The organism is Nostoc mirabile CHAB5784 (assembly GCF_020829645.1).
Classification (GTDB): Bacteria; Cyanobacteriota; Cyanobacteriia; order Cyanobacteriales; family Nostocaceae; genus Nostoc; species Nostoc mirabile.
This window is the reverse complement of record NZ_JAIVFS010000047.1, coordinates 25,302-43,588: the sequence shown is the minus strand read 5'-3', so window position 1 is coordinate 43,588 and position 18,287 is coordinate 25,302. Positions and strand designations below refer to the sequence as shown.

13 protein-coding genes are annotated in these 18,287 nt (G+C 41.6%); 7 read left to right on the top strand and 6 right to left on the bottom strand.

The features are described from left to right. Nucleotides 1-140 precede the first annotated feature (140 nt). Entirely contained in the window at nt 141-761 is a 621-nt protein-coding gene (locus LC653_RS25485) for a hypothetical protein (RefSeq protein WP_229497501.1), read from the top strand. Between the two features lie 124 nt (nt 762-885). Here LC653_RS25485 and LC653_RS25480 read toward each other — a convergent pair whose 3' ends face one another. After that, the gene (locus LC653_RS25480; protein WP_229497500.1) at nt 886-1,077 is read right to left on the bottom strand and encodes a helix-turn-helix domain-containing protein; all 192 of its coding nucleotides are present in this window, start codon (nt 1,075-1,077) and stop codon (nt 886-888) included. A gap of 196 nt (nt 1,078-1,273) precedes the next feature. On the opposite strand from LC653_RS25480, the gene LC653_RS25475 reads away from it, so the two are divergent. Beyond that, nucleotides 1,274-2,038: an N-acetylmuramoyl-L-alanine amidase gene (locus LC653_RS25475; RefSeq protein ID WP_229497499.1), complete on the top strand. Its 765-nt coding sequence runs from the start codon at nt 1,274-1,276 to the stop codon at nt 2,036-2,038. A 301-nt stretch (nt 2,039-2,339) separates the two neighbouring features. Further along, nucleotides 2,340-3,905: a glucosaminidase domain-containing protein gene (locus LC653_RS25470; RefSeq protein ID WP_229497498.1), complete on the top strand. Its 1,566-nt coding sequence runs from the start codon at nt 2,340-2,342 to the stop codon at nt 3,903-3,905. A gap of 190 nt (nt 3,906-4,095) precedes the next feature. Here the strand turns inward: LC653_RS25470 and LC653_RS25465 are convergent, their stop codons facing one another. Both LC653_RS25465 and mnmG read right to left on the bottom strand, forming a co-directional pair. Then, complete coding sequence (locus LC653_RS25465) at nt 4,096-5,457, bottom strand: hypothetical protein (RefSeq protein WP_229497516.1); 1,362 nt, start codon at nt 5,455-5,457, stop codon at nt 4,096-4,098. 231 nt (nt 5,458-5,688) lie between these two features. Next, complete coding sequence (gene mnmG / locus LC653_RS25460; RefSeq protein WP_229497515.1) at nt 5,689-7,611, bottom strand: tRNA uridine-5-carboxymethylaminomethyl(34) synthesis enzyme MnmG; 1,923 nt, start codon at nt 7,609-7,611, stop codon at nt 5,689-5,691. Nucleotides 7,612-8,001: 390 nt separating this feature from the next. On the opposite strand from mnmG, the gene LC653_RS25455 reads away from it, so the two are divergent. Beyond that, a complete protein-coding gene (locus tag LC653_RS25455; RefSeq protein WP_229497497.1) occupies nt 8,002-8,874 on the top strand; it encodes a D-alanyl-D-alanine carboxypeptidase family protein in 873 nt (290 codons plus the stop codon). Nucleotides 8,875-9,352: 478 nt separating this feature from the next. Here LC653_RS25455 and LC653_RS25450 read toward each other — a convergent pair whose 3' ends face one another. Then, nucleotides 9,353-10,312, bottom strand: coding sequence for a hypothetical protein (locus LC653_RS25450; protein ID WP_229497514.1), 960 nt, complete (start codon nt 10,310-10,312; stop codon nt 9,353-9,355). Nucleotides 10,313-11,287: 975 nt separating this feature from the next. After that, nucleotides 11,288-12,220, bottom strand: coding sequence for a water stress protein WSP1 (locus tag LC653_RS25445; RefSeq protein ID WP_229497496.1), 933 nt, complete (start codon nt 12,218-12,220; stop codon nt 11,288-11,290). Nucleotides 12,221-13,609: 1,389 nt separating this feature from the next. On the opposite strand from LC653_RS25445, the gene LC653_RS25440 reads away from it, so the two are divergent. Then, complete coding sequence (locus LC653_RS25440; protein ID WP_229497495.1) at nt 13,610-14,272, top strand: DUF2996 domain-containing protein; 663 nt, start codon at nt 13,610-13,612, stop codon at nt 14,270-14,272. A 76-nt stretch (nt 14,273-14,348) separates the two neighbouring features. Here LC653_RS25440 and LC653_RS25435 read toward each other — a convergent pair whose 3' ends face one another. After that, nucleotides 14,349-14,843, bottom strand: coding sequence for a TM2 domain-containing protein (locus LC653_RS25435; RefSeq protein WP_229497494.1), 495 nt, complete (start codon nt 14,841-14,843; stop codon nt 14,349-14,351). A 451-nt stretch (nt 14,844-15,294) separates the two neighbouring features. On the opposite strand from LC653_RS25435, the gene acsF reads away from it, so the two are divergent. After that, nucleotides 15,295-16,371, top strand: coding sequence for a magnesium-protoporphyrin IX monomethyl ester (oxidative) cyclase (gene acsF / locus LC653_RS25430; RefSeq protein ID WP_229497493.1), 1,077 nt, complete (start codon nt 15,295-15,297; stop codon nt 16,369-16,371). Between the two features lie 664 nt (nt 16,372-17,035). Further along, nucleotides 17,036-17,716: a RibD family protein gene (locus LC653_RS25425; protein ID WP_229497492.1), complete on the top strand. Its 681-nt coding sequence runs from the start codon at nt 17,036-17,038 to the stop codon at nt 17,714-17,716. Nucleotides 17,717-18,287: the final 571 nt, after the last annotated feature.

Sequence of the window (18,287 nt, the reverse complement as noted above, 5' to 3'; positions counted from 1 at the left end):
ATGCCGCGAGTCATAAAGACATTGCCCCAAAACACTGGAATTTGCTCAATTTTCAAAGCTTCATAGCAAACAAAAGTCTTGCGGGGGATGACTAATAAAGGCTGTCCGATTATTGTTTTTGAAGATTGTACCCCTGACTCATGATGAACTTACCGCAGACAATTCCAGTTCTTTTTTTAGGGGCTATCTTGGCTGTGCTTTCACCTCAAGTTTGTCCTGCTTTCACTGTTCAAGAGGTAGCTAGCCTTGCCCAAGCATCAAGCGATTTACCAGTAGTCAAATCAGCAGGACTGTCCCCCGATATGAATGTGCCTTGGTCGAAAGCCGTGAGAATCGTTGACCCTTTTGAAGGGGAGTTTCTTGGGGTTTTTGACCGCAACTCCTTGGGTGGCTATTTGTACCGTGAGGGTTCAAAGCAAGTTATTAGTTTGTGGACTCCTTCGAGCATTCGAGTTCTCGTAACTGTAAATTCGGGTGAAGCAAGGTCTCCTTTCTACACCGCAGGTCATGTGTATCCCAGACCTGACTTTCTTAGGTTTGCCACTACCAGGAAAGTCGATAAACTTTTACTTAAAGTCAGGGAAAAAGTTTTTCAATTAGACGGTTCAATCGGCACTTTTTCTGTCAGTCAAGAATTAGCCACTGCTTTGAAAAATGCTCCAGATGAGAACTTAGACATCAGACTAGTCTTGGAAGGAGGTCAAACTGTTGATAGCGAAATTGGCAAAGGGACGGTGAAAGCTTGGCAAAACATTTATTAAAGCAAAGGCTCTTATCTAGGGCGTGGTTCTCCTCAAAGCGATGACTAAATAATTACTAATTCGTAATATTTATAAAAAGTGTAAAGGGCGCAAAGGACACAAAGAAAGAAAGTTTGGCGCAGCCTCACAAAGAAATGGTATGAGAACCGACTTGTTTGATGTAGTCGTGTTCATAACTTATCTGCACCGCAATTTCCGCATAGGTGCGTCCCAGCCAACTTTCCAGCAAAACTACAGATTGAACGTCATTGAGTCTTTGCCCAAAGGTAGAGCATAAAAGAGTATCAATTAAATTCAGCGCCTCTTGTGCCGTCATGGGTCAGCCTGCTTTATTTATAGGTTGAACTTATGAAATTTCTGTTTTTAATGGGATTCTTACGTTAAATGTTACATTTGTTTACAGGAACAACTCACTTTTCCTCACTGACAGAGCGAGCGCATTTAGGTTAATAATTAATACAGTATAGTGAGTTAAACCGTACTTCTTAAGTCATAAAAAGGACATCAACTCTATGAAATTTGGTATTGATATGGGACACAATTGCCCTCCTCACGATACAGGGGCAACAGGCATAAAACAAGAAGATATTTTAACTAAAGCAGTTGGTACACAATTGATACAAAAACTTAAAGCAGCAGGTCATACTGCTATCGATTGCACTGCCACAAGCGCTAGCAGTGTAAACGATTCTCTTAGACAACGAGTGAATAAAGCGAATGCCAATAACGTTAACGTCTTTGTCTCAATTCACTTTAATAAATTTAACACTATAGCCAATGGCACAGAAGTTTTTGCTATTAGCAATGCATCAAAAGGTATAGCTAAATCAGTTATCAAAGAAATCCTTAAACTAGGATTCAAAGATAGAGGAGTTAAAAATACAGGTTTTTTTGTTCTGAAGAATACACAAATGCCAGCTATTTTAATTGAGTGCTGCTTTTGTGATGCCAAAGTAGATATGGATCGTTTTAATGCTGAAAAAATGGCTGAAGCGATTAAAGATGGATTAATTGGTGAGTCAAATGATGATGAAGCTAAACCTGATAAAAATTACATTTTGGAAATTACAAAAACAACTGTTTTAAAGCCTTCTACAGAACAGGCATCAGAGTTACCAAAAGAATCTTTAATCGATATTCAGCCAGGGAGTTACCCCGTTTTAGATGTGCGTTTTGAAGAAAACCATTATTGGGTTAAGTGGCCTGATAAAAGCAAAGGAAACCGAAACGAGCATTTTGTTTTTGCTGGATATGCCAAAGTTATAGAAAAAGATTAACTAATTATATCTAAATTCATTCGTTAACACCTATATTCCCAACTTATCTAAGAGGATGTTTGAAAAGTCCTCTTGTTGGTATCAAAAGTTTTAGATCCTCCTAAATCCACGCCAGTTGCTCATGGGGGAAACCCCAAAGACCGCACTGGCTCCCCTTAAAAAGGGGGACTTTGACTCCGGTTCCCCCCTTTTTAAGGGGGGTTAGGGAGGATCTAAAAGTACCTAAAGTCACAGTGAAACACTTTTCAAACAACCTCTAAGAAGTTGGGGATGTAAAAAAGCTTTATAATAGGGTAAATCTATGTCACTACTAGATGATTTAGTCAATAATTATTTTAATAAAGATTTAGCAACAATATTTATACAAGTTGGTCTTCAAGGTGGAAAAATTACCGATATTAATCGGCAAATTTTAAAAGAAGTTACCCTCGCACAATGGTTATTAGAGTCTGCTAGAGGGAAAAGTGATCTTGCTGTCAATGCTAACAATTTTGCCGGATTAAAATGGCGAGTTCCTGAGATGAAAGGGTTTGCCGAACCGTTGAAAATAAAAGTTCCTTCTGAGCCAGAAGAAATTGAGTTCTGTAAATTTACAAATATAGATGCTTTTATTATTGGTTATTGGAAGTTTTTAACTCGCACTCCCTATAAAGGTTTAGAAGATTATACCAATACGCCAGAAAATTTCCTTGGCTTTCTCAAGGCTAAAGGCTATTCGTCTGATCCTAAATATGTAAGTAAAGTTGTGGACTTACTTCCAGAGGCGCAAAAGTTACTGGCTAATGCAGGGGGAGTTACCATTCCCGCTTCAGTGGAACAATTACAGCTAATTCGTGCGCCTCAAGAAGTGGAAGTAGGGCAAAGTTTCAGGGTTGAAGGTATAGCTCGTTTAGCTGACAGGGGAAAAGTTTTGTCGATTATCAGCGACGATCAATTTCCATCTGCAAGTGTAGCAATCAGTCAGGACGGCAAATGGCAATTTGATTTCGTCTTTAAACAAGAAGGCGATCGCCGTATGATAATTGCTGTTGACGATCAAACTCTAGAGATCCGCATTAAAGTTGTTGTTCCTTTCGATAACAAGGATGATGAGAACACTCAACAACCTACAGCATCCAGTTTACCAGGAGCGAAGGTAATTAAACTCGGTGGTAGTGTGGGAATTGGCGGAGTCAATAAAGCTGATGATGTTAAGGCTATTAAGGCGCGATTGCATCAGCTAGGCTACAGATGGGTAGGTGATCCTAACAGTGCAGACAGAGACAGAGGACTATTTGACGCAATCAAACTATTTCAGTCAATTATTGCTGGTCGGAGTACTGTTAATGGTGATGGTCGAGTTGATGTTGGTGGAATTACTCATCGATGGTTGCAAGCAGCTAATGCACCACGATGGGAGTTGATGCCAAAAAGCGATCGTAATAATGGTTTCGTTAACGGTGAACTGGAAGACACCAAAGATAACCACGATTTTGGAACACACTGGTTAGCTGATGTGATTAAAAAAATTGCCCACGATTATCAAGACAGTTATCGTAACACTCGGCCCACAGCTGCTCCATTCGCAATCAACGATGTTAGTCTTCCTTATGGAGGCGATACTCCCGACCATCATGGACATGAAACTGGCATGATGTGCGATGTTTACTTACCCAAAAAAAATGGAAATTTCGGTGGCATCCTTTGGTCGAGTTCTGAATACGATCAAGATGCTGCACGAGCTATTCTTAAGTCTATTCGTAAGCAAAAGCTGGTGCGGGCAGTGTTTTTTAACGATCAACAGCTAATTAAAGAAAGACTTTGTGTTTCTCTGAGTGGTCACGATAATCATATTCATTTTGAAATTAACCCACCAGTGAGGAGCTAATTCTTGGTGAGTTGATGCATTAAATTTCGCCACTCTGCAAACCTCTGCTCAACTAGTACTGTGTCAACCTAACAATGGTTGGATTAAATGAACCGCTCCAGGCACAGAGAACACAGAGAGAAATATTCTATAACTTGGTTTACTTAAGCATTGTTGAGTTGACAGACTACTAGGGAGAGGTTTAAATAGCTTATAATTTCTGCCCTGCATAAATTGATCGCACTTCGCCGTTACGGCGGATAACAGCTTCACCATTACTTACATCTACTAATGTCCAACCGCTTGAGCCAATGCTTTCACCCATATTGATGCGACGAGTTACGCCATCAATTTTAAACAAAGCGGCAGATTTGTTGCCTAACTCTAGTAATCCTTCTAAGGTATTACTCGGAGCATCTGCGATCGCAACTGCCGGATATACTTGTTCTTGGGTAATAGTTGGTTCTGACTCTGGGGCTAGTGCTGCACGTAATGGAACTACTGGTAATGCAGGCAGAGGGCTGGGTGTTTGCCGGACGATAATCGGTGCAGTTTTCGCAGCTACAGGTTTAAGTTCGGCTCTTACAGCCGCAGCTAACATGTTGACAGTTACAGGCTTGGCAGCTTGTCGCACCGTATTCAGGGCATTTTTCACAACATTCGGTTGAGATCCCTGTAACGCACTCGCAACTTGTGGTAAAAGTGTGGGAGTCCCAGGAATGGCTGGGAGGGCGTAGCGCATGGGCGACGGCGCTTGATAAACGGGAACGTAGATGCGCTCAACAACGCTTCCAGAACGGTTGGGGACTGGTGGTGTATTGTTAGCTAGAAGTGGAAGTGATGGTAGATTACCAGTTGTTTGCCCACGAGCAAGGGCTACTTGCTTAGTATTTGCCTGACTGGAAAATCCTGGGCTGGCAGATTTTTGATTGCTTTTTACTTCTTGCTTATCTATAACTGCCAGCGATTGAAGCATGTAGTCAACTAAATCTGCCTCAATTTCTACTTTTGTTGGCAACTGTGACTGCGGTTGCGGCACTAGAACAGCTGGCTGGGTCAAGTTGGTATTTAAAAGATATACGACTCCAGACTGTACTAGGTAGATAATACCAGCGATCGCCACGCCTAAAGTTGTTCCCACCATCAGCAGTTTGCCCAAAGTATGACTACTTTTCTGACGCTTTCTACTAACTCTTTTTACGGTGGCGGTGTCAAATACAACGGTACTCAAGTGTTTGTGGTTATCTTGAGCAACTGAGTGTACTGGTTGGTTCACTGTGTTCGGTAAGATAATCTGCGGTATCGCCACTGTTTGCACAGGCACGTATTCTGGAGGCGACTGGCGTTGAGATTGGGGAGAAACCCCAGCAACAGACTGGTTCGATTTGTTCTGCCTACTGTGCCGAACGGTTTGAGAAAGCAGATTACCACTAACATCCAGAATGGAGTCGATATCGGCAAAGAGTTCATCCATTAGACCATCAGCATAGTTTTCTATCGACCAAGGCTCGTTGGCGATTAAGTCTTCTGATGGTTCCGGTACTATGAGACGGGTGCTGGCTTCTTGTAACATAGACTTTCTATCTTTGTTGCTAGGACGAGGAAACGCCGCGCCTACTGCCTGGGAATTAGGATTACAGATAAAATATCCAATCCGCCGTCTGATTGAGACGAGTTGGTTGAGCGTTGGTATTAAAGTCAACTTTAATCTGGGGATTGTTGATGATGCCACTACTAATATTTATGTCATCTATCATACCAATCTCCCTCCCTACTACTATACTCAGTCTTTATCAAGCTTGTGTTAAGCTAACGCTGGAAATTCTGACTGGCTCTTGGTTCTACGCAATTCTAAATATAATAATAAAGCGTTAACATCTGCTGGGTTTACACCACCAATACGTGCAGCTTGACCAAGAGTGAGTGGTTTTACATGAGTTAGCTTTTCCCGTGCCTCTTTGGAAAGGGTATCAATTGTTGTGTAATCCAAATCCGCAGGTAACTGGCGGTGCGCTTGGCGGGCAATTTGGTCAATCTGATTTTGTTGCCTAGCGAGATAGCCAGAATACTTGATGTCAATTTCTGCGCCTTCTTTCTCAGCACGGTTAAGGTTGGCGTTTCCTAGTCCGAACCTGTCGAGGTCAACGTAATGGAATCCTGGACGCCGTAGCAAGTCATTGAGGGTAATTGAACCTTTAATCAATTGCTGGGTATTAGATGCGATCGCTATTCCTATTTCATCATGTTCTTTGACTCGTGTGGCTTGCAATCTTTGTTTTTCTGTGGTAATATTGGCTTGCTTTTGGGTAAATAGATCCCAGCGGCGATCGTCAATTAAACCAATTTCCCGTCCCAAGGGTGTCAGGCGTTGGTCGGCATTGTCAGAACGCAATATCAATCGGTACTCAGACCTACTGGTAAGCATCCGGTAAGGTTCGCGCAGGTCTTTTGTACACAAGTCATCAACTAGCGTTCCGATATAACTTTGCTCGCGGGCAAAGACAATCATTTCTTGAGAGCGAACAAATCGAGCTGCGTTAATTCCTGCCACCAGCCCTTGAGCTGCGGCTTCTTCATAACCTGTGGTGCCGTTAATCTGCCCAGCACAAAACAATCCCGCAATCTTCTTAGTCATCAGTGTGGGGTAACACTGAGTTGCAGGTAAATAGTCATATTCCACAGCATACGCCGGACGCAGCATCACACATTTTTCTAAACCAGGAAGAGTCCGTAACATTTGCAATTGCAAATTTTCTGGTAATCCTGTGGAAAACCCTTGGATATAAAGTTCGGGTATATCCCTTCCTTCTGGTTCAATAAAAATTTGGTGGCTTTCCTTATCGGCAAAACGGACAATTTTATCTTCAATACTGGGACAATAACGCGGCCCTTTCGCTTCCACCCAACCGCCATAAACTGGCGACAGGTGCAAATTATCCTGAATTAGGCGATGGGTTTCGGCAGTTGTGCGGGTGATGTAGCAAGGCATTTGTTGCCGTTCTACCCACGCCTCTGGGTCAAAGCTAAACCAGCGTATATCTTCATCCCCTGGCTGGATGAGCATTTTACTATAATCTACTGATCGCTTGTCTACCCGGGCTGGAGTTCCAGTTTTGAGTCTTCCGGTTTCAAATCCCAAGCGATTCAGGGTTTGTGTCAATCCCTCAGCCGCAAATTCCCCAGCGCGTCCGGCTGGCATTGATTTGTTACCAACCCAAATTTTGCCTCCCAGGAAGGTGCCAGTCGTCAAGATTACTGCTTTACATTGGAACCCGACACCAAAATAAGTTTCAACGCCGATAACTTCACCGTTAGCACCCAGTACCAAATCTGTTGTCATACTTTCGCGGATTGTCAAGTTTTCTTGGTTCTCGACAATATTCTTCATCACTGCTGCATATTCGCGCTTGTCCGTCTGGGCGCGTAATGCCCAAACAGCAGGCCCCCGTGAAGAGTTGAGGATACGCTTTTGTAGGTAGGTGCGGTCTGCTACTTTACCAATTTCCCCGCCGAGTGCATCTACCTCATAAGTCAACTGAGATTTGGCCGGGCCACCCACTGCTGGGTTACAAGGTTGCCAAGCGATTTTATCCAAGTTGAGCGTCAATAGCAGGGTACGACAACCGAGGCGTGCAGAGGCAAGAGCTGCTTCGCAACCGGAGTGACCTGCACCGACGACTATGACATCAAAAGCGTCTTGGAATTCAACGGAATTGTGCATGGTCATACTTACAGGATCAGCAAGCTTAGAGTTCTTTTCAATTTTAACTGTTCCAGTGGTTTCATGGATGTATCTTTCTAATAAAAAAGTTATCAAATTTACTAGTAGTGAATTAAAGACAAGTTTCCATTTTTAAACTTGAGTATTAAGTAAAAAATATAATCTTTTTTAAAAATTGTGACAAGTTTCCGGGTTGTTTCTCACAACTATTGTTCACAGGTTTAGCTATTAGCACCAATTTAATTTATTACTGATATATATTAAATGCTGTCTATAACTTGCATAAAAATATAGTTTTAAACCGATAAACAATTTGTGTTTTTAAGTCATTAATAATAAATATTTACCAGAAACTGATTAACTTTATTCTTGAATCAACTAAGCAATTATTTACAAATGAAACTTACCCTTAAAAAGCAAAGAAATATTACCAAAATTATCAGAAAGGCAACTTTCATCAGTATAGTTATTTTGATGATTTTTGTATTAGTAGCTAGTAACGAGATTAACCACCACAAAGTTGCTATAACCGCCCAACCATTAAACGGATGCTTGAGTACTGATTCGTTACCTTGTACAGATATCTCTAAAGAGACAACATCAAAACCATTTATTCCCAATCCAGAATTAAATAAGCAACAGCGTTTTTTATCTGCGATCGCTAGGAAGTTATCAACAGTTCCCCAGCCTGGTACTTATGAATATATTTTGCTAAGGGCATACGGCGCAGTCTTTGTAAATCAAAATGACGGAATTAAACTGCCGCAAAAAGATATCTTTGCTAATGAACAAGAAACCCAAGAGTTTCAAGCTACTTTAACAATGGGTCATGTTGATGGCACTAATGATTGTTATTTACAAAAATCGGCGGCTGATGCTTTAAATAGAGCGCGAATACAACAACGGATACCGCTAAAATCTGGTTATGGTTATGGCGATTGTACTCGCACTTTTAGTACGAATTTAAGATTTTGGCACAAATATGCTAACAATCAAATTTTAGCAAAAGTTCAACAGGGCAAAGAAACAAAAATTCTCGGTGTGGTTGCACCTCCTGGAACTTCACAACATCTCTGGGGATTAGCAATTGATTTACGCGTAGGTAGTAAAGAACAAAGAAAAGCTCTTAATCAAAATGGTTGGTTTCAAACTGTACAAAATGATGTTCCACATTGGAGTTATGTGGGTTTAACTGAAGAGAATTTACCTCTGTTTGGTTTTAATAAGCAAGTTGTCCAAGGCATTACTTATTGGATTACACCACTATAATTATTAATATTATTTAACACACAATTAGACACGCTTACCTTGAGTATAAAACTCATATTTATTTTAGATAGGACTTACGCAAAAGTACACGCGCTCAGGGGCAATTCATGAATTGCCCCTACGTGAAATAAGGGTTTCGGCTATTGTTTGCGTAAGTCCTGTTAGAAATATACGTAGTAGGGTGTCAAGCCTAAAATGATGCATTAAACGTAGGTTGGGTTGAGCAACGCGAAACCCAACCTACATTTAATAATGCACTATTTTAGCCTTGACAAGCCAGTAGGGTGTGTTATGCCGTAGGCTAACGCACCAAAACCGTAATTGAATAGATTAAATAAATTTAAAAATAAAAATCCAGTTAGTCTCTACAAAAAGTACAGGTAGTTTGGCAAATAAAACTTTTTTCTCTTTAGTTCCGTTCTTCAACTCTTGTAAAACTACTTTTACAAGAGTTGAACAAAGAGTATCCTAACGACTGTTATTCATTAACAATCGTAAAGCCTTCATAATCGATGGCTCCAGTCGAAGCACTTGGTAAATTGACTGTACCAAGTAAGGTGGCGGTTGCAAAGCCAGCACCATTAGAACCGGTAGCACTACCTAAACCTAGACCTGATGCAGCAAGTTCATCTTGGTAGCCTGTGATCTCATACACAGCACCATTTTCCAGCAAAGCCAACAATCTTTGAGATCCGCTGTTAGTAAATGCCAGCCCAGAATCTAAGTCAACATTCAGAGGTTGCCCTGAAGGAGTTCTCAAAGTAATCGGTGCAGATAGCTCACCAGTGAGCAAATCTACTTTGTAAAGCTGGTTTCCATCTCCATCACCAGTGCTAAAATCGCTAGCAAGAGCGCGAGTTCTACCAGGATTGAGATTGTCGATAGCTAATCCATCGGCAAGTTTTCCAGGGTTGGTAGGTTGAGTTCCTTGTCTTTGTGCAGCAGTAGTAGGTGCGCCAAAGCCGTCTACAAGGCTAATAGTTCCAGGGTTAGCTGTAGTAATTTTATAAAGAGAGCTTCCTACTGGCGTCTCACCATCGGCTGAAATGTTGTATAGAACAATTGGTTGACCAGCTACTGAATAGTCACGTCCAAAGTCAGCACCTAAGTCAAACCCAAAACGACGTAGGTCAGATGGTGTAGGTGTTGGTGACGCACTAGCTGGAGCAAAAGGCTGATCTACATTATTTACCCGAATAACAGGACCAGGTGTTAAACTATCGCCACGCGCTTCGTTAACCGCACTTGCCCTTCCGGTAGCGGGGTTAGTTCCCAAACCTTCTAGTTCTGCGTTATTAATATTCGCAGCAGTGATTTCGCCTACTTTTTGGGGAGTAGTAGCAAGGGGGCTTATGGGGAAGCGGTAAACTGCGAATTGTTCTCCAGCTTGGCTAGGATTGATATCCGCATCTCCAATGGTATAGCCGTAAAGAACCATGAGAATTTTCTCCTTATTGAAACCTGTTAAACTTTTGGGAACATTCCAAATATGCAGCATTCCAAATGTGCAAATTGCTATCTAACTATGTTGGGGGTACAAATCTCAAAACTACATCTAGTTACATTTAAAGACATTTTTTAGAAACTCATTATTTCCAAGTCGGATTAAATGAACAGAGAATTAAGCGTCTTTGATTTGCCCATTAAAAGTCAGATTTTAAGGTTAATAACTGTATTTGGAGTTATCTTAATAAAAAGATATTTTACTAATATTAAGAAATCTTTTTCTAATGGTTAAGCTTTAATAATTTTAGGTTAAGGTTTAGTATTTACTGAGTTTTTTCACTCACTGATATGCCTCTTATATCGTTTCAATAAAGAAAGCATAACTCGACTGTTTTAATAACTATTAAACGATTTAATTTTTGCAGGCGATCGCCATTAGTCTGTTTACTTCAAAGTACCTTTACGAGGACGTTTGAAAAATCCTCTTGTCAGTAGCAAAATGTTATAGATCCCCCTAAATCCCTCTTTTTAAGGGGGATTTAGGGGGATCTATAAGTGCCTAAAATAACAAGCAACTACTTTTTGAACAACCTCTTAACAAAAATAATTAAAAAAGGGTTAGAGGATAGAATAAATTTCAAAAAAAATCCAGTTAGTCTCTACAAAAAGTACAGGTAGTTTGGCAATTAAAACTTTTTTGGCTCTTCAGTACCTGTTATGCCAAATTATTAGTGAAACATTAAAATTTGACTTTAAAATAAAGCAAATAAATGCCTAAATCGCTAGAAAAGCCGAAAATCTTGCAGGATAACGCCTGTTTTTGTTGTACAGCAATGTTTTCAGGTTGTTAGCGGATTGATTTAGCATACCAAGTACTGAAGAATCACTTTTTTTATCTTTAGCTCCGTTCTTCAACTCTTGTAAAAGTAGTTTTACAAGAGTTGAAGAAAGAGTATCCTAACGACTGTTATTCATTAACAATCGTAAAGCCTTCATATTGACCACCAGCAGTTGGTAAATTAACGTTACCAAGTAAGGTGGCGGTTGCAAAGCCAGCACCATTAGTACCACCAGCACTACCTAAACCTAGACCTGATGCAGCAAGTTCATCTTGGTAGCCTGTGATCTCATAGACAGCGCCAGTTTCCAGCAAAGCCAACAATCTTTGAGATCCGCTGTTAGTAAATGCCAATCCAGAATCTGCGTTCAAAGCTTGCCCTGAAGGAGTTCTCAAAGCAATCGGTGCAGATAGCTCACCAGTGAGCAAATCGACTTTGTAAAGCTGGTTCCCATCTCCATCAAGAGTGCTGAAATCGCTAGCAAAAGCACGAGTAGAACCAGGATTGAGATTGTCGATAGCTAATCCATCGGCAAATTGAGAGTTGGTAGGTTGAGTTCCTTGTCTTTGTGCAGCAGTAGTAGCTGGGCCAAAGGCGTCTACAAGGCTAATAGTTCCAGGGTTAGCTGTAGTAATTCTATAAAGAGAGCTTCCTACTGTCCCATTACGGGTATCATCATTCCCTGAAATGTTGTATAAAGCACTACTATTAAAGTCAGCACCTGAGTCAACCCCAAAACGACGTAGGTCAGATGGTGTACGTGTTGGTGACGCTGTGGCCGGAGCAAAAGGCTGATCTACATTATCGACGCGAATAACAGTTGGATCAATTGCTGTAGTACCACTGCCACGTGCTTCGTTAACCGCACTTGCCCTTTGGGTAGTGGGGTTAGTTCCCAAACCTTCTAGGTCTGCGTTCAGAATACTCCCAGCATTGATTTCGCCTACTCTTTGGGGAGTAGTAGCAAGGGGGCTTATAGGGAAGCGGTAAACTGTGACTTGTTCTCCACCTTGGCTAGGATTGATATCCTCATCTCCAATGGTATAGCCGTAAAGAACCATGAGAATTTTCTCCTTAATTCAAACTGTTAAACTTTTGGGAAGATTCCAAATATGCAGCATTCCAAATGTGCAAATTGCTATCTGGCTAGAAGTCTTTAACGACACAAACAAGAGCTAACGTTCGCAGGCTAAAAGTTAAAACTAGCTTGCATTATCTTAACTTTGCTTATATAGCCTATAAGCTTGCAAAACTGAAACACTACTAAACCTTTGACTGTAAACAGGCTAAGACAACTTAACCCAATACTGTTGTAGTTACTATTTGTTCATTGAACAAATAGAAAAGGGTCTTTGATTTGCCGATTCAAAGTCAAATTTTAAGGTTAAAAACTGTATTTGGAATCATCTTGTTAACACTATATTTGAGTAATGTTAAGATTTCATAATATCTCGGTTAAAGTTTAGTATTTACTGATTATTTTTCCTCACTGATACAAGCATAACTCGACTGTTTTAATAGCTATTAAACGATTTAATCTTCGCAGGCGATCGCTATTAGCATTAGGACTTATGCATTAAAAGTAAATACCAAATGTAGATGTTTTAAAAACACATCTGTCTTAGGGCTAATTTATTAATTACCCCTACAGTGTGGGTGTATTTCCAATCAAAAAATGACCAATAAAAGCTTGAAAAAACCTATTTTGGTAGATGCATACCATGACTAATTTGTACAGTGCATAAGCCTTAGTCCTATTGACTTGAAAGTACCTTTAACAAAAAGAATAAAACAGGACTTACGCAAACAATAGCCGAAACCCTTATTTCACGTAGGGGCAATTCATGAATTGCCCCTGAGCGCGTGTATTTTTGCGTAAGTCCTATAAAAAAAGGTTAAAGGACAAAGGTAAAAAGAAAATCTCATTTCTTTTCCTTTGCCCTTTAACCTGATTCTGCAAGAACTTTATTTAACCAAATTCCGCGCTTTTTTGTCCCCGACAACTAACAAGCCGCAAGTTTTGTGGTGGGGTCTAAATCCCCATTACAAAACTGTACTTCCAACTTCCAACTTCTTTAATGCCTTTTGTGGAGGACTAAATCAGACTTTTGCTAGGGCGTAGACGCACAGCGCAAAGCCAAGAGGTTTCCGTTGCTTTGGGCTTGTTGTCAGACATCGCAACCTAAATGCAATCAAATTGTTCCTCTGGTTTTATTACCAATTCTTTGTGAGGCTGCATATATTTACCTCCCGGCTACACCTTCCCCCCAAGGCATTAGCGCAACTACAGGGGTATCTTGTTATGTGCATCTATATACATATTGGTTTTAGCAAATTTCTAACTGCACAGTTATTTTTGCCGTGCTGCATTAGTATGTCAAAATAAAAATACCCGATACATCAAGGTGAGCGATCGCTCCAAAAGCTAGATTAAAGGATTGACCTGAGCAATGGCAGACCCAACCAATCACAATCAAGCGGGAGAAGTAGCTCCCAGCACTGTTGACAAGCAAGCTCCCAGTGTGGCTGAAGAACACGCTCCTAGTACAGACTCACCCGAAGCCACAGACCTTCCTACTGCTAACACGCCAGATCCTAAAGCTGCAAACCCCGAAGATAACCCCAATGCAGCTAAACCAGCTGCTGCATCACCCAAGCGAGAAAAACCCGCAGCCGCCGCAGCAACAGGAGAAAAACCCGCAGCCGCAGCTAAAGCCACCAAAAAGGAAAAAGCCCCAGCTGTTGAAGATAAGCCATTTGTAGAGTTTATCGAGCAAGACTACTTGCCAGCTTTACAAAAAGCGATCGCTCAACAAGGTGTGCAAGATTTACAGGTGTCTTTTGCGAAGCAGAAAGTGCCAATCACTGGCTTTGAATCTGCTGAAGAATGCTGGCAAATTATCGGCAGTTGGAAAGAAACAGGTCTGCGTCAATTTAACCTGTATTTTCCCGAAGAAGATATTCAAGGGAAAAAGGGATTTTCCTGTAATGAAGGCAAAAAACCTAGCACTCTTGAGTCATTCTTAATCGATGAGCGCAAAATTACCCTCGATTTGTTGGTATTTGGCTTAGTTCAGCGCTTGGACGGTCAAAAGTGGTTAGGTATAAATTAGTCATTAGTCATTAGTCATTAGTCATTAGTTTTTTTAACAAAAGACAAAGGACAAAGGACAAATGACAAACGACTATTTAAAGTTCATGGAAATGGTAGATAACGGCTCCAGTATTGGGGTCGTTATCTATTTTCACGTAACCTGATTTGTACATCTCATTGAGGGTAGCTTCCACTTCAGCAAAGCTAGCTCCCGTGAACTTTACGCCTTGAGTGACAGTTAAAATACCACCTTTGCTTTCTGCCGCTTCGATCAGTTTAATCATGAGTTGGTTGCCTGTTGGGCGGTGGACTTGAGAGGCAACTACTGCTTGATTTAACGGCACACCGAAGGGAGATACACCTGCTTTTAGTCTCAGCTTGTGTTCGTAGTTGTCAACCATATTGGGGATGAAGAACAAATCCACGATCTGCCCTATACCAAACACACCACCAGTCAACAGCCACAACAAACCAGTCCCGATCTTGCCATTGTAGAAACGGTGCAATCCTCCCACCCCGACAAATCCGACTGCACACAAGATGTAAGAGACAAGAAGTCGGTCTTTATGCTGATTGTTTTCAAGATTCATCTTGTTTTCAACCCTTTGGATTTGCTCTTGTTGTTTGAGATGGGTTTTCATTGATTGTAGTAATAACTACGTAAAATTATTGAGATAATAGTGCTTTAACTTACAATAAATACGTGCTACTCCACTTCATCGAAACAGTGCTAATCACTGAACTACGTTTGTTTGACTACTAATCCGCGATTCTTGGTTCCGCAAGCATTGAATGATTGTTGCAACTCTTAATCTTTTGCTTACAAATTTCTAACCCGCACCTTGGTAGACTGAACTTTATACAATTGGATTATTGTAGGCTGTTACGCCTTAACAGAGCATTACCCTTGGCTTTGTGGTGAGGCAGTCCGGTCTTCGGGGTTTCCTACATGAGGAACTGCCGTTAGCGTAGCGGTAGCGACATAAGAGCGTCACCCGAAGGGTCTACTTAAGATAATAAAGACGAAAGAGCAATCAAGACATGGTAGATTCCCTCAAAAAACCAGGCTTTGAAGAAATCCGGCCAGGGATTAAAGTCCCGGCAAAAGAAACCCTGTTAACACCTCGGTTTTATACTACCGATTTTGATGAAATGGCGCGGATGGATATCTCCGTCAATGAAGACGAGTTACAAGCCATTCTCGAAGAGTTCCGCACTGACTACAACCGCCATCACTTTGTTCGGGATGCCGAGTTTGAACAATCCTGGGATCATATTGACGGGGAAACTCGCCGATTGTTCGTTGAGTTTCTAGAACGCTCGTGTACGGCAGAGTTTTCCGGCTTTTTGCTGTATAAAGAACTTGGCCGTCGCTTGAAAGGCAAAAGCCCCGTCTTGGCAGAGTGTTTTAACCTGATGTCACGGGATGAAGCACGTCACGCTGGCTTTTTGAACAAAGCTTTGTCGGACTTTAATCTGTCCCTAGATTTAGGGTTTTTGACTAAGAGTCGCAATTATACCTTCTTTAAACCGAAATTTATCTTTTACGCTACTTATCTTTCTGAGAAGATCGGTTATTGGCGCTATATCACCATTTATCGCCATTTAGAAGCACATCCCGAAGACCGGGTTTATCCAATCTTCCGGTTCTTTGAAAACTGGTGTCAAGATGAAAACCGTCACGGCGATTTCTTTGATGCAATCATGAAATCCCAGCCGCAAATATTGAATGATTGGAAAGCACGGCTGTGGAGTCGGTTCTTCCTGTTGTCTGTGTTTGCGACAATGTATCTCAATGACATCCAACGCAAGGACTTTTATGCCACCCTTGGATTGGATGCGCGAGAATACGACATCCATGTAATTAAGAAGACTAACGAAAACGCAGGTAGGGTATTCCCTCTGATGCTGGATGTAGAGAATCCAGAGTTTTATCAACGGTTGGATACTTGTATAAGCAATAATGAGAAGTTGGGTGCGATCGCTAACTCCAGCACTCCCAAATTCCTGCAATTCTTCCAAAAACTGCCGCTTTACATCTCCAATGGCTGGCAGTTATTGCGGCTGTACCTGATGAAACCGATTGATACTGTTTCTGCACAAGGGGCAGTTCGTTAAGTTATAACTGGTTTGCGAAAGCTTTAGTGGTTCTGCTGATTGCAGAGCCACTTTTTTTGTCCTAAATATTACAGGTCATTAGTACTGCGATCGCTAATTTGCTGGCAGGCAAAAATCGGATCTGATCAATAAACTTGTTTAATAACTTTGTCTTTTGACTATGCTGTTATTCCCAACCTGCCTTTGTCTACGAATATTCAACACTCAGAATGGGAGACAGCAAAAAGATAGTTGGGTAGGTGTAGTTTTGTATTAGATACCCTGAGTTAAGCTGATTTTTCCATTCTGATTACATCTGGGGTAAATACTTGATGCTTGGCTGCTTGGGTCTGGTAACATCTGAGAATCAGCGATGTCAGCTTATCGAAATCACTGACAGAGTTTTCAATTTATAGAAAATACTAAAGAATTTCCCTCTGATCCAGGTGCACATAGAGTATATGGAAGGCAGGTAAAGAAATTTCGGCAGCGTCCAACTGCTGAGGTGAAGTTTACCCACGCTCAGTTACTTATTCCTGGTCAGGTAAAGCCCGTCAATCTGGTAGGACTTAACGGACGGCTCAAAAACCAATACGCTTGGGTTGAGACCTAAAACGAATCGCACGGGGATTCATGGCAAAGAATTCAAAAAGGTAAAATTATAAAGAACCGTCAGAATGTAATCATGTCAGCTATCCAAACAACTGTGGTTCTTGCGATGACGGCCGATGGAAAAATTAGCGCCGTAGATCCTAAAGCGCCTCGTGATTCCGATCCAGTTGATCAAGCACACCTAGAGTATCAAGCCTCCCTTGCCGATTTAGTCCTGGTAGGAGCAGGGACGATTCGGGCTGAGGGGGAAACCTATACAATTCACAATCCCGAACTATTGGCAGCACGCGAAGTTCGAGGTCAGTCTCCCCAGCCCATTACCTGCGTTGTCTCAGGTTCCCTTGACCTATCGCTGGACTTGCCTTTTTTAAGCCAGGACATTGAGCGATGGATATTTACAACACGGACTGGTTTGAAGCGTAATTCTGATGCAACAAGCTTGCAAAAGCTGGCTGAATTAATCGATTTGGGAGAGACAAACCTAGACTGGGATCGGGCCTACAGCTTGATGGCAGAGCGGGGTATTCACAAAGTCATTGTTTTGGGAGGCGGTTCTTTAACAGCGGCTCTAGTAAAGGCAAGGCGAATTGACGATTGGTGGTTGACAATTTGGCCCGTCATTTATGGAGGAAAGCACGCCCCTAGCCCAGTGGAGGGAGAGGGTTTTCTTCCCAAAGCTGCTCCTCATCTCCAACTCGTCGAAACTCGTCAGGTTGGAAGTCAGTTGTTTTTACACTACCGCACACTCAATTGAAAATGCGCTACCAGAATTAAACGCTGTTATAATTGACACTTATAAATTACGCAAAAAGTGCTAAAAAGCCTAATTTATCGAACCGCCATCTCTACGAGAGGCTTACGCCAACGCGTAGCGTCTCGCAGAGAAGACGCCTTCTCTGCGAGAGGCTTTCGCCAACGCGAAGCGTCTCAAAGAGAAGAACACCTTCGCGTAAGTAGTCGGACAAAAATATTTACAGTCATTGCGAGCGGAGCAAAGCAATCCCAGCCGCAAGCGAATTGCTTCACTCCGCTTCACTCCATTCGCAATCAATACGCTTGGGTTAAGGCTAAAAAATAAAACTGGTGTAGGTTGGGTTGAGGAACGAAACCCAACATTATCAAGGCTTTGTTTGGGTAACACTAAAGTTCAACCCAACCTACGATTCTTCTTAACCCAAGCGTATTGCATTCGCAATGACATTTTGTAATTAATTCTGTCTGACTACTTAGCGTCTCGTAGAGAAGAATCGTAGAGTTTGCGTAAGTCTTAACACTAAAAAGCGCTCTCCCAGATTGGGAGGGCGCTTTTTGCGAATAGCTAAACT

Coding starts and splice junctions, on each gene's coding strand:
- LC653_RS25450 (WP_229497514.1), bottom strand. CDS start 10,312: ATGGTTCTTTACGGCTATACCATTGGAGATGCGGATATCAATCCTAGC.
- LC653_RS25440 (WP_229497495.1), top strand. CDS start 13,610: ATGGCAGACCCAACCAATCACAATCAAGCGGGAGAAGTAGCTCCCAGC.
- LC653_RS25480 (WP_229497500.1), bottom strand. CDS start 1,077: ATGACGGCACAAGAGGCGCTGAATTTAATTGATACTCTTTTATGCTCT.
- LC653_RS25485 (WP_229497501.1), top strand. CDS start 141: ATGATGAACTTACCGCAGACAATTCCAGTTCTTTTTTTAGGGGCTATC.
- mnmG (WP_229497515.1), bottom strand. CDS start 7,611: ATGACCATGCACAATTCCGTTGAATTCCAAGACGCTTTTGATGTCATA.
- LC653_RS25465 (WP_229497516.1), bottom strand. CDS start 5,457: ATGTTACAAGAAGCCAGCACCCGTCTCATAGTACCGGAACCATCAGAA.
- LC653_RS25435 (WP_229497494.1), bottom strand. CDS start 14,843: ATGAATCTTGAAAACAATCAGCATAAAGACCGACTTCTTGTCTCTTAC.
- LC653_RS25475 (WP_229497499.1), top strand. CDS start 1,274: ATGAAATTTGGTATTGATATGGGACACAATTGCCCTCCTCACGATACA.
- LC653_RS25455 (WP_229497497.1), top strand. CDS start 8,002: ATGAAACTTACCCTTAAAAAGCAAAGAAATATTACCAAAATTATCAGA.
- LC653_RS25470 (WP_229497498.1), top strand. CDS start 2,340: ATGTCACTACTAGATGATTTAGTCAATAATTATTTTAATAAAGATTTA.
- LC653_RS25425 (WP_229497492.1), top strand. CDS start 17,036: ATGTCAGCTATCCAAACAACTGTGGTTCTTGCGATGACGGCCGATGGA.
- LC653_RS25445 (WP_229497496.1), bottom strand. CDS start 12,220: ATGGTTCTTTACGGCTATACCATTGGAGATGAGGATATCAATCCTAGC.
- acsF (WP_229497493.1), top strand. CDS start 15,295: ATGGTAGATTCCCTCAAAAAACCAGGCTTTGAAGAAATCCGGCCAGGG.